Origin of the sequence: Lentzea fradiae (assembly GCF_900100955.1) — a bacterium.
Classification (GTDB): domain Bacteria; phylum Actinomycetota; class Actinomycetes; order Mycobacteriales; family Pseudonocardiaceae; genus Lentzea; species Lentzea fradiae.
The window spans coordinates 129,226-144,277 of the sequence record NZ_FNCC01000020.1 but is presented as its reverse complement, the minus strand read 5'-3'; the positions used below and the strand labels follow the sequence as shown (position 1 = coordinate 144,277).

Below are 15,052 nucleotides of genomic sequence, written 5' to 3'. Positions count from 1 at the left end.
AGGACCGGGACGGACGGACCGCTGGTGTGCCAGTTGTTCTGCCAAGAGCATTGCTGGTTGGCTACGTTCGGAAGGGATAACCGCTGAAGGCATCTAAGCGGGAAGCTCGTTCCAAGATGAGGTATCCCACCCTTTGTGGGTTAAGGCCCCCAGCTAGACCACTGGGTTGATAGGCCAGAGGTGGAAGACCGGTAACGGTTGGAGCTGACTGGTACTAATAGGCCGAGGACTTGTTACAAAGACGCTACGCATCCACTGTGCGGTTCTGGAAGAACAACCAGGACCGATCGAACCCGCAGGATCGGGGTTCAGGTTGTAATTTCATAGTGTTTCGGTGGTTATAGCGTTGGGGAAACACCCGGTCCCATTCCGAACCCGGTAGTTAAGCCCTTCTGCGCCGATGGTACTGCACTGGTTACGGTGTGGGAGAGTAGGTCGCCGCCGAACTTAATTTGCCCTGCGGGTCGAGCGCCACAAGCGCTCCCCGCAGGGCTTTTTTGTGCCCGTACGTCCGCCCGGCCCGCCGACCGGGGGAAACGGTGCGTTTCCGGCATGTTTCCGGTCGGGCCGGACTAGTGCGCGAACGCCCTGAGCAGGGTGAAGATGTCGACCATGGAACACCGGGCCCGCACCTCAGCACTGCGCCGCGGCCGCACGGTCAGCTCGCCGAGGCCCGGTGAGCTGTTCGACGGCTACCTGGATCCGCGGCGGCCCCACGCCGACGCCTACGACGAGATGTTCTCCGCGGAGGACGGGGTGCGCAGCGCCTACCGGGCGCTGTACGAGTCGGTGGCACCGTCCCAGGTCACCGACCTCAACGCGCGCTCGGAGGCGCTCGGGCGGGCGTTCGTGGACCAGGGGATCACGTTCTCGCTCAGCGGCCAGGAGCGGCCGTTCCCGCTCGACCTCATTCCGAGGATCATCACCGCCGGCGAGTGGTCGAAGCTCGAACGGGGCATCGTCCAGCGGGTGCGGGCGTTGGAGATGTTCCTCGCGGACATCTACGGCGACGCGCAGATCGTGCGGGACGGGGTGCTGCCGCGGCGGCTCATCACGAGCTGTGAGCACTTCCACCGGGAAGCGGCCGGGATCATCCCGCCCAACGGGGTGCGGATCCACGTCGCCGGGGTCGACCTGGTGCGGGACGAGCACGGCGCGTTCCGGGTGCTGGAGGACAACCTGCGGTGCCCCAGCGGGGTCAGCTACGTGATGGAGAACCGGCGCACGATGGCGCGGGTGTTCCCGGACCTGTTCGCACGGCATCGCGTGCGCGCGGTGGGGGACTACGCGGTGCACCTGCTGCGGGCGTTGCGGAATGCCGCGGCGCCCAACGCGGCTGATCCGAACGTTGTGGTGCTCACGCCCGGCGTGGGGAACTCGGCTTACTTCGAGCATTCGCTCTTGGCGCGGCAGATGGGTGTGGAACTCGTCGAGGGACGTGACCTGTTCTGTCGTGACAACTTCGTGTACCTCCGCACGACCGAGGGGGAGCGCCAGGTCGACGTCATCTATCGGCGCATCGACGACGACTTCCTGGACCCCGTGCACTTCCGGCCCGACTCGGTGCTGGGCATCGCCGGCCTGCTCAACGCGGCACGGGCGGGCAACGTCGTCATCTCCAACGCGGTCGGCAACGGGGTGGCGGACGACAAGCTCGTCTACACCTACCTGCCCGAGATCGTCGACTACTACCTCGGCGAGAAGATGCTGCTGCCCAACGTCGACACGTTCCGGTGCTGGCTGCCGGACGAGCGGGCGCACGTGCTCGACCACCTCGACGAGCTCGTGGTCAAGCCCGTCGAGGGGTCCGGCGGGTACGGGATCGTGTTCGGTCCCGACGCCACGCTCAGGCAGCTGAACTCGCTGCGGAAGCGGATCAGGAGCAACCCGCGTGGCTGGATCGCGCAGCCCGTCGTGCAGCTCAGCACCGTGCCGACCAAGGTGGGCGACCGGCTCGCGCCGCGGCACGTCGACCTGCGGCCGTTCGCGGTCAACGACGGCAACTTCATCTTCGTGCTGCCCGGCGGGCTCACCCGCGTCGCGCTGCCGGAGGGCAGCCTGGTGGTCAACTCCTCTCAGGGCGGCGGCTCCAAGGACACCTGGGTGCTCGCGGCCAAGTCCTCCACGGAGGAGCGCGAGCTCGCCGAGCCCGGCCTCGCCGGCACGTCCGGTGTGGAGCTCGCGGTGGCCGAGCAGGGGCCCGAGCTGACGACTTCCCAGCAACAGCAGCAACAGCAGCAGGGAGGCGCGCGGTAATGCTGGCACGCAACGCGGAGTCGTTGTACTGGATCGGCCGGTACGTCGAACGGGCGGACGACACGGCGCGCATCCTCGACGTGTCGGTCCACCAGTTGCTGGAGGACGCGACGGTCGACCCGGACGCGGCGTCACGGCGGCTCCTCACCGTTCTCGGGATCACGCCGCCGGAGGGCTCGGAGCAGTTCGACGTGTGGTCGTTGACGGAGCTGGTGGCGTACAACAAGGACAACCCCAGCTCGATCGTCTCGTCGGTGAACAGCGCGCGTGAGAACACCCGTGGTGCGCGTGAGGTCGTGTCGACCGAGATGTGGGAGTGCCTCAACGCGATGTGGAACGCCGTGGCGGAACGGCAGACCTATGCACGCGCGATGGGCCCGCACGCGTTCTTCAGCTTCGTGGAGGAACGTGCGGCGATGTTCGCGGGTTTGGCGGACTCCACGATGTCGCGTGACGACGGGTGGCGTTACCTCGTGCTGGGTCGGTCGGTCGAGCGCGTGGACATGATCGTGCGGCTGTTGCTCGCGCACGTGGGCGAGAGGGCGTCCTCTCCCGGCTGGGTGACGGTTTTGCGGTCGGCGGGTGCGCACGACACCTATCTGCGCACCTATCGCGGGGCGTTGGACGCGTCGCGTGTCGTGCAGTTCTTGTTGCTGGACCGGTTGTTCCCGCGGTCGGTGTTCCACGCGCTGAGGCAGGCCGAGGCGTGTCTGGAGCAGCTGGAGAACCAGCCCTCGGTGCGGGTGGGCGCGCGGGCCGAGGCGTTGCGGTTGCTGGGCAAGGCGCGCAGTGAGCTGGAGTTCCTGCGCCCGCACGACCTGCTCGACGACCTGCCGAAGAGGCTCGCCGCACTGCAGAAGACGGTCCGTGACGTCGGTGAGGCCGTGTCACAGCAGTACTTCCACGTGGCGCCGTGGGTCGCCTGGACGAACACCGAGGTGGGCTGACCATGAGCTGGCGAGTGCGTGTGGTGCACACGACCGGGTACGAGTACGAGTCGCCGGTCGTGCAGTCGTACAACGAGGCACGGCTCACGCCGCGTGGTGACCGCCGTCAGAACGTGGTGGTGTCACGCGTCGAGACGAGCCCTGCGACCCGTGCGTTCCGGTACACGGACTACTGGGGTACGGAGGTCACGTCGTTCGACCTGCACGCGCCGCACACGGAACTGAAGGTCGTCGCGTCCTCGGTCGTCGAGACGAGCTCCGAGATCGCACCGGTCACCACGGGCACGTGGCAGGACATGCGCGAGGAGAACCTCGTCGACCGGTACACGGAGTTCCTGGAACCGACCCGGTACACGCCGCGTGACCGCGAGCTGGTGAGCAAGGCGCGGGAGCTGAAGAAGGGCAACTCGCCCGCGGACGCCGTGCTGGCCGCGTCGAACTGGGTGGGGGAGCAGCTGACGTACCAGCCGGGGTCGACGGGCGTGCACAGCTCGGCGGTGGACGCGTGGCGGGAGCGCAAGGGCGTCTGCCAGGACTTCGCGCACCTCAGCCTGGTCCTGCTGCGCGCGATGGGCATCCCGGCGCGGTACGTCTCCGGGTACCTGCACACGAAGGAGGACGGCGCGCTGCGGGAGACCGTCAGCGGTGAGTCGCACGCGTGGATCGAGGCGTGGACCGGTGGCTGGTGGGGGTACGACCCGACCAACGCGATCCCGGTGGGTCCCCGGCACGTGTGGGTGGCGCTCGGCCGCGACTACGCGGACGTCGCCCCGTTGAAGGGCATCTACTCGGGTGGCGGGGCGACCGCGCTGGAGGTGACGGTCGACATCACGCGCCTGGCGTGAAAGACGGGACCGCCGGCACGAGGCCGGCGGTCCCAGGTGAGCCAGTGGGGGTCAGCGCCAGCCCATGCGGTCGCGGAGGGCGTCCACGACCTGGCCGAACGCGGCGGGTGCCAGCACGGCGCCCTCGCGGCGGATGTCGTCGTCGGAGTCGAGCGCGAAGACCCGGTCCAGCCGCAGGTAGGAGGGCCTGCCCTCGCGGTCCCAGGCACCGGAGCCCAGCTCCAGGTGCTCGTCGCGCGGCTGCTTGGACGACAGCATCAACGCGATCAGGTCGCCCTTCGCGTGTCCCACGACCAGCAGCGGGCGGTCCTTGCCCCGGCTCGCGTCCTCCTCGAAGGGCACCCAGGCCCAGACGACCTCACCGGGGTCGGCGTCGCCGTCCACCGAGGGTTCGTACGCGAGCTTCGCGGCACGCGCCACGTCGTAGATCTCCCGGACCGCGCCCTTCGCCGGACGCGGGTCCTCACCGTTCATCAGCACGAATGCACCCTAGGTGGTGCAGGTCGCCGGGACCACTGTGGGACCATAAGGGGACATCCGTCCGATTTCCTGTTGAGGACTGCCTTGACCACGTTCGCCGACACGACCTTCACGCCTCCGGAGCTCATCCGGAACTTCTGCATCATCGCGCACATCGACCACGGCAAGTCGACGCTGGCCGACCGCATGTTGCAGCTCACCGGCGTGGTCGAAGCGCGGGCGATGCGCGCCCAGTACCTCGACCGCATGGACATCGAGCGCGAGCGCGGCATCACCATCAAGGCGCAGAACGTGCGCCTGCCGTGGCAGCTCGACGGGCAGGACCACGTCCTGCACATGATCGACACGCCCGGCCACGTCGACTTCACCTACGAGGTCTCGCGTGCGCTGGAGGCGTGCGAGGGCGCGATCCTGCTGGTCGACGCCGCGCAGGGCATCGAGGCGCAGACGCTCGCGAACCTGTACCTGGCGATGGAGAACGACCTCACCATCATCCCGGTGCTGAACAAGATCGACCTGCCCGCCGCGGACCCGGACAAGTACGCGAAGGAGATCGCCCACATCGTCGGCTGCGAGCCGGACGACGTGCTGCGGGTCTCCGCGAAGACAGGCGTCGGCGTCGAGGCCCTGCTCGACGAGGTCGTGAAGCAGGTCCCGGCCCCGGTCGGCGAGGCCGACTCCCCGGCCCGCGCGATGATCTTCGACTCGGTCTACGACACCTACCGCGGCGTCGTCACCTACATCCGCGTCGTCGACGGCAAGATCACGCCGCGCGAGCGCATCAAGATGATGTCGACCGGCGCGACGCACGAGATCCTCGAGGTCGGCATCGTCTCCCCGGAGCCGAAGCCGTCGCAGGGCCTCGGCGTCGGCGAGGTGGGCTACCTGATCACCGGTGTGAAGGACGTCCGCCAGTCCAAGGTCGGCGACACCGTCACGTCCGAGCGCAAGGGCGCGACCGAGCCGCTCGCGGGCTACCGGGAGCCGCGCCCGATGGTCTACTCGGGCCTGTACCCGGTGGACGGCTCCGACTACCCGGAGCTGCGAGAGGCGCTGGAGAAGCTGCAGCTCAACGACGCCGCGCTGACGTTCGAGCCGGAGACCTCCGCCGCGCTCGGCTTCGGGTTCCGCTGCGGCTTCCTCGGCCTGCTGCACCTCGAGATCACCCGCGACCGGCTGGAGCGGGAGTACGGCCTCGACCTGATCTCCACGGCCCCGAACGTCGTCTACCGCGTGATCATGGAGGACGGCACCGAGCACGTCGTGACGAACCCGTCCGACTGGCCGGAGGGCAAGCGTGCCGAGGTGTACGAGCCCGTCACCAAGTGCACGATCATCGCGCCGTCCGACTACATCGGCGCGATCATGGAGCTCTGTCAGGCCAAGCGCGGCCAGCTCGGCGGCATGGACTACCTGTCGGAGGACCGCGTCGAGCTGCGCTACACCATGCCGCTCGGCGAGATCATCTTCGACTTCTTCGACTCGCTGAAGTCCCGCACGCGCGGGTACGCGTCACTCGACTACGAAGAGTCTGGCGAGGCCGAGTCGGAGCTCGTCAAGGTCGACATCCTGCTGCAGGGCGAGCCCGTCGACGCGTTCTCGGCGATCGTGCACAAGGACCACGCGTACGGCTACGGCACGCGCATGGCCACGAAGCTGCGCGAGCTCATCCCGAGGCAGCAGTTCGAGGTGCCGATCCAGGCGGCCATCGGCTCCCGCGTGATCGCCCGCGAGACGATCCGCGCGATCCGCAAGGACGTCCTGGCCAAGTGCTACGGCGGTGACATCACCCGCAAGCGCAAGCTGCTGGAGAAGCAGAAGGAAGGCAAGAAGCGCATGAAGATGGTCGGCCGCGTCGAGGTGCCCCAGGAGGCGTTCGTCGCCGCGCTGTCCACCGAGGAGCCGAAGGGCAAGAAGTAGGTTCCACGCCGTCGAGAGCCGGATCCGGTCACCGGGTCCGGCTCTCGCGCGTCCGGGTGGTCTTCGCGTGGAATACGCGGACATGATCCGTTTTGGTGTCGTACGGTCGAAGGGTGGACGCGCCGCTGATCGGGACGACGACCTCGACAGGGGTGTTCATCAGCCACAGCGCCCGCGTGCGGGCCGGTGACGAGCTCCAGCTGCAGGACGGTGAGACCGAAGGCCGCTACCTCGCCCGCAAGAGGTTCGTCGGTCAGCTGCTCGACGCGCTCGTGAGAGCCTTCGACGCCCGTGGCCGCGGCGTGTGGCTCGACCGGCGGGAGATCGCGACGGGTGAGGTGTTCGACCGGGCCATCTGCCTTGCGCTGATCCGCAGCTCCGGTGCCGTCGTCGTGGTCGACAACGACGCGCTGGACTCCGGCTGGATGCGGGAGGAGGCGGCGATGCTGGGACTGATGCGCCAGCTCGTCCCCGACTACCCGGTGAAGATCGCGCTGGTGGGCGGGGTGTCGGAGAAGCGGTTCGCCACGAGCAGGCTCGGCCGCACCGGTGGCCTCAACACGCTCAGCTGCGTGCACTGGCCGGACCGGCGCAAGGGGTCGCGCAACCAGGAGGCGGCCGAGACCCTGGCGAGGCGGCTCGCGGACCTGTTCCCGGCGGTGCCGGTCGAGCCCGCGCAGGCCAGCTGGGTCAAGGACGTCGCGCACTTCATCCGGCAGGCGCCCGCGCACATCCTCGACGAGGCGGCGCGGGCGTTGCACGTCTCGCCCGCCGTCCCGGTGCTGCCGCAGGACAAGCCGGCGCTGGTCGCCGCCGCGCTGCTGGGCAGCACGCTGGAGGACGCGTTCAACGCGGTCCACATCCTCGCCGAGTTCCTGGGACCGGAGCTGACCTCGGTCAAGAACAGGGTCACGCCGCTGTGGGTCGACCTGGACGACGCCCGCCGCGTCATGGACGTCTCCCGCAACCAGCCGGAACGGCGGATCGTGCACCTCGCCGCCGGCAACCTGCCCGCCTACCACGCCGTGCAGCGCGGCCGTGCCCAGCGGGACGGCGTCCAGGTGTCGCGGTTCAGCGGCATCGGCGGCGAGGACATGCGCGAGCAGCTGCTGGAGCGGTGCGACAGGGGACTGCGCGCGGTCCTCAACCTGAAGCCCGGCCAGACCGCGGAGGACGTGCCCGGCCGGCTGGTCCGGTCCCGGCGCGTCGTGTTCGCGATGCTCAGCTGCGACGAAGTCGACCCGAGGATCTTGCAGGGCGTGCTCGGCGACCTCACCGCCCGCTTCCCGGGAGTCGTCTTCGCCCTCGTGACGCAGCACCCCGTCACGGCGTTGCGGAAGCTGAGCAGCACGACCGTGCGGCTCAGTAACGGAGGGCAACACGAGCGCGACACAATGGCACTGCTGGAGGAAATCGAGGGGCTCGGGGACGTCCCCGGCCTGGTCGACCACTGACGCTTCGAACCACTCACGAGACGACCGAGGGCATGACCGACGTGACCGACCTGGATCCGGTGGCAGACGGCGTCGACGACACGGACCCCGGACCACCGGCCGAGCCGGCGGACGTCCGGTTGCTGCGGCACCTCGAACCGCTGCTGGAGATGCCCGTGGGCGACCGCGGTGCCACCAGGCACGGCGACTCCAGGGCGGGCGACGTCTACATCCTGACGCCCGAGATCGAGACCGCCGTCAAGGTCGCCGTGCTGACCGGGCGGCCGTTGCTGCTCGGCGGTCCTCCCGGCTGCGGCAAGTCCAGCCTGGCGAGCTTCCTCGCCCGCAAGCTCGGGGTCGGCTACCACGAGTTCGTGGCCACGGAGGACTCCCGGCCGTCCGACCTCATCTGGCGGCTCGACGCCGTGCGCAGGCTCGGTGACGCGAACGCCACGACGCTGACCGGCCGCACCAGCCGCGAGTCGACGGCCCCCTACGTCGAACCGGGGCCGCTGTGGTGGGCGCTCGACCCCGAGTCGGCGAGGAAGCGCGGCTTCCCCGGGCTGGCGGAGAGCGACCACGCCGCGCCGCCCGACCTGCTGCCCGGCCACGAGCCCGCCCGTGACGGCGCCGTGCTGCTGATCGACGAGATCGACAAGGCGGACGCGGCCTTCTGCAACGGCCTGCTGGTGCCGCTGGGCAGCCGTCAGGCGTTCGTCGGGCCGCTCGACTTCACCGTGCGGGTGCCGACCGGCGCTCCCGCGTGGAGCCCGCTGACCATCATCACCACCAACAACGAGCGCGACCTGCCGGAGGCGTTCCTGCGGCGGTGCCTGGTGCTGCGCCTGCCGGCACCGGACGCCGACCGGCTGGTGGAGATCGTCCACGAGCACTTCGGCCGGTCATCGGAACCGATCGAGCAGCTCGTGCGGGACCTCGCGGAAGAGGTGACCCAGCCGCAGAGCGGACGGCCGGTCAGCACAGCCGAGTTCCTGGACCTGGTGAAGGTGCTGCGGCACCTCGGCCAGACCGGGGACCTCGACGGAGGGATGCTGGAGATGCTCAAGCGGATCACGCTGGACAAGCACGCCCTGTACAGCGCGGACGAGCGGTCCTGGCTGCGGTGAGCTTCCGCGACGCGGCGCTGATCCTCGCGCACCGGGAGCTGTTCGAGGACCTCGACGCCGCGCTGGCGCTGGTCGGCGCGGTGCTCGAGGAGCCAGGAGCGGACGTGCCGCTCGTGCCGCTGACGGTCGTCGAGCCCGCCGGGACCGACGACCGGATCGACGAGGACGACTGGCCGGTGACGGGCAACGACGGCTGGGGCGACGCCGAGCTGGAGGCCACCGACGCCGGTGAGGGCCGGACGGACCCGGAGCAGGAGCAGAGTGACGGCGGCGGCTCCGGTGGCGGGAAGGGGCAGGGCGGGAGGCGCAAGGCACCCGCGGCCAAACCCGCGGGTCTGGGGGTGATCGCCCAGGTGCTCGTCGGCGAGCCGGACGACTTGGACTCCGGTGGTCGCGCACCCCGCGCGTACACGTCGGTTCCGCTGCCCAAGCACCGGTCGTGGCAGGTGGACCGGGACCTGAGCGGGTTCCGGACGCGCACGCTGGCGCTCACCCTGCAGAGCATGATCCGCGTGCCGCTGCGGGGCCACGAGCCCGACATCCCCGCCGTGGTGCAACGGCTCGCGCTGGCCGAGCCGCTGGCCGACGTCCCCATGCGGCCGCGGCTCGGGCAGCCGGCCAGGGTGCGGGTCCTGTGCGACCTCGCCCTGACGATCGGCCCCTACGCCGAGGACACCGAGCTGCTGATCCGCGTGCTGCGCAGGCTGTGCGGCGCCGAACGGGTCGACCTGCGCTGGTTCGAGCTGTCCCCGGCGCACGGCTGCGGCAGCGGTCCGGTGTGGACGTGGCAGCGCTACGAGATGCCGGGACCCGCCGAGGCCACCGTCCTCGTCGCGCAGGGGGTCGCCGACCGCCGGTCCGACCCCGCGGCGATCCACGAGTTCGCCTCGGCGCTCGCCGACCACGGCGCCGCGGTGTGCGCGGTGCTGCTCGGTCCCGGCCCGCGGGTGCCGCGGTTCCGGCGTTATCCCCAGCTGCTGGTGGACGACTGACGGGAGGAGGGCGGACGTGGAGACGGACTGGGCGGCCTCCCTGGGCGGGCTCGCCGACCGGCGGCTCGGGTGGCTCGCGGCCATGGTGAGCCTGCCGCCGCTCGCCCCGTTCCCGCTGGTGCGCCAGGTGCGGCGGGCCGGGCTCGGCCGCGGCACCCTGCACCTGGAGGCGGAGCTGTGCGAGTCGCCGATGGTCGTGGCGGTCGCCGCCGACGGGATCGAGCTGCACCACGGTTTCCGCACGAAGGCCCGGCAGGTCCTGCGCGGCAAGGTGCTGGAGGGCGTTCTCGACGCGGACGAGCTGCGGCGCACGACCAGGGTCGACGCGATGGGCCTGAGCCCGTTGCTGGAGCTGGAGGAGAACCTGGTCTGGGCCTACGTCAGCGAGGAGAACCCCGGCCCCACCGCGGACCGGATGCTGACGGACTGCCTGCTCAGCGTCGTGCGGGAGCGCAGGCGCCGCATCCTGGACTGGGCCGCCGGCGCCCTCGCGAGGCTCCCCGAACCGCTCCTGCGGACGCCCGCCGCGTGGCTGCTGAGCGAGCTGTGCGTGGCGACGCGGCGCCCGGCGACCCGGTTGCGCGCACCGGACCTCGACCAGATCGACGGCGACCTGCTCGGTGAGGTCGCCCGGCTGCTGCCGACGGCGCTGGTCGGGTTGGCGCGGGACGGCGAGACCATCTCGTTCGGGCCGATCGCGCGCAACCGGCGGATCGCGATCCCGGTGCCCGCCATCGCGCACCGGCCCGTGACGGTGTCGTGGACCGGGCCGGACGGACCCCGGCAGACCACCGTCGACGTGGGCGGTCAGGGCGTGGAGCGGGTGCCGGTCGGCGCGGGCGAGGTGCGGGTGCGGACCGTCGCGGGCCAGGTGTTCACGTTCGAGCCGCACCCGCAGGACGGACCGGCGCCCGAGATCGCGGAGCTCGACGCCAAGCTCGACGTCATCGAGGACGCCTGGCGGGAGTCGCGGACGATGCGGGCCTGGGTGACCAGGACGATCTCCGCGCGGGCCGCCATCGTGTCGCTGGAGGGCGCGGACGGTCTCGGGGTGCTGCTGCGGGTCGAGCCTGCCGACGAACGCGAAGGCCGGGTCGCGGCCATCGCCGCGGGGGTCTCGCTGGACGTGCGGATCAGCAACTTCGACCGCCCCCGGCAACGGGTCGTCTGCCGTCCGGCGAGCCCGGGGCCGTGGTCGAGCGGTGACCTGGAGGTCGGCGCCGAGGTCGAGGGCCGGTACCAGTCGAGCACGACCTACGGCATCTTCGTGTCGCTGCCCACGTCGCCGCAGGGCTGGGGCGGCCCGGTGGCGTCCGGGCTGGTGCACGTCAGCGAGTTCCCGCCGTCCTGGCGGTACTCGCGGCTGACGCTGCACCGCGGCGACCCGGTGCGGGTCAGGGTCCTGAGCATCGACGTCGAGCGGAGGCGCATCGCGCTGACCGCCCTGGACGACAGGCCGGACCCGCTGCTCGCCCACCCGGTGGGCGAGGTCGTCTCCGGTCCCGTCGTGAGGATCGTGCCGTTCGGCGTCATGATCCGGCTGCCCTCCGGTGTCGAGGCGTTGCTGCACCGCAGCGAGATCCCCGCGGGCACCCACCTCGAACTGGGGCTCGAGATGCGGGTGCGGATCCTGTCCGTCAACGAGGCGCTCCGGCGCATCAGCCTCGCCACCGAGCCGCGGCTGCGTCCGGGCGAGCCGGCCATCGAGACCATGCCGCCTCCCCAGCCCAAGGGCAGGAACGCCGCGCCGCTCTTCTCCGACCGGGGACGGGCCGATCCCCTGGAGGTCGCCGAGTTCCTGCGGGCTCGGCTGGGCCAGGGCCAGCTCCAGACCTCCCGGCTCGCGAGCCTGGTCCTCGAACGGTTCGGGACCAGCGTCTACGACCACCGGGGGAGGTGGCTCGGCGAGACGAGCTTCACCGTCATGCTGCGGCGCCTGGTTCCCCAGGTCGTCATCTCCGGGAACGAGGTGCTGCTGCCACCGACGTGAGCTGTTGCCGTATCGGCAACGGAGTTTGCCGTTACGGCACGAAGGCGCGCATCGTGGGGTCATGACGACAGCGCAGGAGTTCTGGGAGACCTTCTACTCGGAGCGGGACCAGGTCTGGTCCGGCAGGCCGAACCCGCTGCTGGTGCGCGAGGCCGAGCGGCTCACGCCGGGCAGCGCCCTCGACATCGGCTGCGCGGAGGGCGGCGACGCGGTCTGGCTCGCCGCGCGGGGGTGGCGGGTGCTGGGCGTGGACGTGTCGCAGGTGGCGCTCGACCGGGCGCTCAAGCACGCCTCCGACGCCGGCGTGGAGATCTCGGTGGAACAGCACGACCTCGCGGCCACGTTCCCGGAGGGGTTGTACCACCTGGTCAGCGCCCAGTTCCTGCACTCGCCCGTCGAGCTGGAGGGGGAGCGGAACCGCATCCTCAAGCGCGCGTCGGAGGCGGTGGCGCCGGGCGGCTACCTGGTCATCGGCGGGCACGGCAACGCGCCGTCGTGGTCGCCGCACCACGACATGCACTTCCCCACGAACAAGGAAGTGCTCGACCACCTGCGGCTGATGGACAACTGGAGCGTCATCACCGACGACGTGGTGACGCGGCCGATCGTCGGGCCCGAGGGGCAGGAGGAGACGCGTCAGGACAACCTGCTGACGCTGAAGCGGTTGTTCTGAGTCCCGGAAACGCGAAGGCCACCCTCGGCGGCGTTGCCGGGGTGGCCTGGAGGTGACTCGTCAGGCGGAGCGCAGGAGGCGGTCCATCGCCTGGCGGTTGATGATCGAACGGATCTCGCCGGTCTCCTCGGCCGTGTGGCGGGAGAGGATGGCGTCCAGTTCGAGGCGGTCGCTCTCGGAGGTGTAGCTGGCGAGCTGCCGTTCGAGGCTCTGGCGCCGGACGCGAGCCGTGCGGCGGGAAGCCAGGCTCGAGCGCAGGGACTTCACGGACAGGTCGTGGAGGGTCATCGTTTCCTTCCATTCATGGTTACGATTCGATAATACACCCTGCTCACGAGGTCTGTACCGATGAAGAAGGCGAGTTAGCTCACGTACTCGTCGAGCAACCTCAGCGCCCGCGCGTACTTGGCCCGCAGGCGGTCTCGCGTCGCCGGGTCGAGACGGGCGACGCGGGCGGGCGAGAGGTTGTCGGAGATGTCCGCGTGCTTCACGGTGAGCGCCAGCGGGTTCGCGGCCACGCGGCGCAGGTAGTCCTCCTGCGGCTCGTCCGGCAGGTGCGACAGGGCGACGACCGCGTCGACGACGGCGGGCGGGCAGCCGCGGGCGAGCAGGTCCCCGGCGGTCACCGGGGTGTCCTCGACGACGTCGTGCAGCACGGCGGCCATCTTCTCGTGCTCGGTCGTCACGGAGGCCATGACCCGCAGCGGGTGGCCGATGTACGGGTGGCCGGACAGGTCGGTCTGGCCGTCGTGGGCGGCTGTGGCGATCGCGACCGCGTCTTCGAGGGTGAACACGGCCTCAAGGTAAACCAGGGCTTGACCCGGAGCAGTGGTCTAGTCCATTTTTAGTCCCAGTCACAACGTGGTCGCCGCCTCAGTGTGTGGAGGTGGACCATGTCCGGGTTCAGGAGAGCGGCCCTCGCGCTGTTGTCCGCGTTCGTCGCCTGCGCCGGTCTGGTGCTGGCGGTCAACGGCAGCGCGGCCGCCGCGAACCTCGCGGCCAACAGCGGGTTCGAGGCCGGCAACCTCAGCGGCTGGACCTGCACCGAGGGCACGAGCGTCAGCGGTGCCACCAAGCGCAGCGGGTCGTACGCGCTGCAGGGCGCGCCGGTCGGGCAGAGCAACGCGCGGTGCCAGCAGACCGTGGCGGTGCAGCCGAACACGGCCTACCGGTTGAGCGCGTGGGTCCAGGGCAGCTACGTCTACCTCGGTGTCACCGGCGGCGTGGAGAAGAGCACCTGGACGCCGGGCACGAGCGGCTTCAGCCAGCTCACGCTCGACTTCACCACCGGCGGCGCGTCCAGCGTCACGATCTACCTGCACGGCTGGTATGGCCAGCCCGCCTACTACGCGGACGACGTCAACCTCGACGGCCCCGGCACGCCGCCCACGAGCACGACGACGACCACCACCACTACGACCACAACCACCACCACGACGACTCCGCCGCCGAACACCGGTCTGCCCAAGCACGTCCTGACGGGCTACTGGCAGAACTTCTACAACGGTGCGCGTGCACTGCGGCTCTCGGACGTCCCCACGACGTACGACATCGTCGCCGTCTCGTTCGCCGACGCGACGAACGTGCAGGGGCAGGTCGCGTTCAACCTCGACCCCGGCCTGAGCAGCCAGCTCGGCGGCTACACCGACGCGCAGTTCCGGGCAGACGTCAGGACCCTGCAGAGCCGCGGCCAGAAGGTGATCATCTCCGTCGGCGGGGAGAAGGGCACGATCAGCGTCGGCAACTCCACGGCCGCGACGAACTTCGCCAACAGCGTCAAGAGCCTGATCTCCACCTACGGCTTCGACGGCGTCGACATCGACCTGGAGAACGGCGTCAACGCCACCTACATGGCGCAGGCGCTGCGCAGCATCCACGCCGGTGGCGGCACCGTCATCACGATGGCGCCGCAGACGATCGACATGCAGAACGTCAACGCCGAGTACTTCAAGCTCGCGCTGTCGGTGAAGGACATCCTGACGATCGTCAACATGCAGTACTACAACTCCGGCTCGATGCTCGGCTGCGACCAGCAGGTCTACGGCCAGGGCACGGTCAACTTCCTGACCGCGCTCGCGTGCATCCAGCTGCAGAGCGGCCTGCGCGCCGACCAGGTGGGGCTCGGCCTGCCCGCGTCGCCGTCCGGTGCCGGTGGCGGCTACCAGTCGCCCGCGAACGTCAACAACGCGCTCAGCTGCCTCGCCCGCGGGACGAACTGCGGCACGTTCAAGCCGAGCACGACGTGGCCGTCCATCCGCGGCGCCATGACGTGGTCGATCAACTGGGACGCCTCGAACAACTGGCAGTTCGCGAACACCGTCGCCCCTCATCTGGACTCCCTGCCCTAGATGACGGGGACACGCCGGTGCCACGTCCACAGTGGACGTGG

At 70.1% G+C, this 15,052-nt stretch carries 13 protein-coding genes and 2 rRNA genes; 12 read left to right on the top strand and 3 right to left on the bottom strand.

Annotated features, from left to right (window positions below):
* From BLT23_RS36395 to BLT23_RS36375, 5 genes are all read left to right on the top strand, one after another.
* Positions 1-238: ribosomal RNA gene (locus BLT23_RS36395) — 23S ribosomal RNA — on the top strand; the annotation flags it as partial.
* A 92-nt stretch (positions 239-330) separates the two neighbouring features.
* Positions 331-447: ribosomal RNA gene (gene rrf / locus BLT23_RS36390) — 5S ribosomal RNA — on the top strand.
* 165 nt (positions 448-612) lie between these two features.
* Positions 613-2,256, top strand: a complete 1,644-nt coding sequence (locus tag BLT23_RS36385) for a circularly permuted type 2 ATP-grasp protein (RefSeq protein ID WP_245744543.1) — start codon at positions 613-615, stop codon at positions 2,254-2,256.
* On the top strand, positions 2,256-3,203 hold the full coding sequence (locus BLT23_RS36380; protein WP_090059163.1) for an alpha-E domain-containing protein: 948 nt from the start codon (positions 2,256-2,258) through the stop codon (positions 3,201-3,203). The genes BLT23_RS36385 and BLT23_RS36380 overlap by 1 nt, the downstream gene beginning before the upstream one ends.
* A gap of 2 nt (positions 3,204-3,205) precedes the next feature.
* On the top strand, positions 3,206-4,048 hold the full coding sequence (locus BLT23_RS36375; protein WP_090059161.1) for a transglutaminase family protein: 843 nt from the start codon (positions 3,206-3,208) through the stop codon (positions 4,046-4,048).
* 51 nt (positions 4,049-4,099) lie between these two features.
* On the opposite strand, the gene BLT23_RS36370 is transcribed toward BLT23_RS36375, so the two are convergent.
* Positions 4,100-4,522 (bottom strand): type II toxin-antitoxin system PemK/MazF family toxin, encoded by a 423-nt coding sequence (locus tag BLT23_RS36370; protein ID WP_090059191.1) that lies wholly within the window; start codon positions 4,520-4,522, stop codon positions 4,100-4,102.
* Between the two features lie 90 nt (positions 4,523-4,612).
* On the opposite strand from BLT23_RS36370, the gene lepA reads away from it, so the two are divergent.
* The 6 genes from lepA to BLT23_RS36340 all read left to right on the top strand — a co-directional run bounded on the left by lepA (position 4,613) and on the right by BLT23_RS36340 (position 12,663).
* The gene (gene lepA / locus BLT23_RS36365; protein ID WP_090059158.1) at positions 4,613-6,448 is read left to right on the top strand and encodes a translation elongation factor 4; all 1,836 of its coding nucleotides are present in this window, start codon (positions 4,613-4,615) and stop codon (positions 6,446-6,448) included.
* A gap of 113 nt (positions 6,449-6,561) precedes the next feature.
* Entirely contained in the window at positions 6,562-7,902 is a 1,341-nt protein-coding gene (locus BLT23_RS36360; RefSeq protein WP_090059156.1) for a toll/interleukin-1 receptor domain-containing protein, read from the top strand.
* A 32-nt stretch (positions 7,903-7,934) separates the two neighbouring features.
* Positions 7,935-9,008 (top strand): AAA family ATPase, encoded by a 1,074-nt coding sequence (locus BLT23_RS36355; protein ID WP_090059153.1) that lies wholly within the window; start codon positions 7,935-7,937, stop codon positions 9,006-9,008.
* Positions 9,005-10,000: a hypothetical protein gene (locus tag BLT23_RS36350; RefSeq protein WP_090059151.1), complete on the top strand. Its 996-nt coding sequence runs from the start codon at positions 9,005-9,007 to the stop codon at positions 9,998-10,000. Before BLT23_RS36355 ends, BLT23_RS36350 begins: the two co-directional genes overlap by 4 nt.
* A 16-nt stretch (positions 10,001-10,016) precedes the next feature.
* Positions 10,017-11,990, top strand: coding sequence for a S1 RNA-binding domain-containing protein (locus BLT23_RS36345; RefSeq protein WP_090059148.1), 1,974 nt, complete (start codon positions 10,017-10,019; stop codon positions 11,988-11,990).
* A 61-nt stretch (positions 11,991-12,051) separates the two neighbouring features.
* Positions 12,052-12,663: a class I SAM-dependent methyltransferase gene (locus tag BLT23_RS36340; RefSeq protein ID WP_090059147.1), complete on the top strand. Its 612-nt coding sequence runs from the start codon at positions 12,052-12,054 to the stop codon at positions 12,661-12,663.
* A gap of 60 nt (positions 12,664-12,723) precedes the next feature.
* On the opposite strand, the gene BLT23_RS36335 is transcribed toward BLT23_RS36340, so the two are convergent.
* The gene (locus tag BLT23_RS36335; RefSeq protein ID WP_090059144.1) at positions 12,724-12,951 is read right to left on the bottom strand and encodes a hypothetical protein; all 228 of its coding nucleotides are present in this window, start codon (positions 12,949-12,951) and stop codon (positions 12,724-12,726) included.
* 74 nt (positions 12,952-13,025) lie between these two features.
* Positions 13,026-13,457 (bottom strand): HD domain-containing protein, encoded by a 432-nt coding sequence (locus BLT23_RS36330; protein ID WP_090059141.1) that lies wholly within the window; start codon positions 13,455-13,457, stop codon positions 13,026-13,028.
* Between the two features lie 99 nt (positions 13,458-13,556).
* Between BLT23_RS36330 and BLT23_RS36325 the strand changes: the two genes are divergently transcribed.
* Positions 13,557-15,011, top strand: coding sequence for a chitinase (locus tag BLT23_RS36325; RefSeq protein WP_090059138.1), 1,455 nt, complete (start codon positions 13,557-13,559; stop codon positions 15,009-15,011).
* The last annotated feature ends 41 nt before the right edge of the window (positions 15,012-15,052 follow it).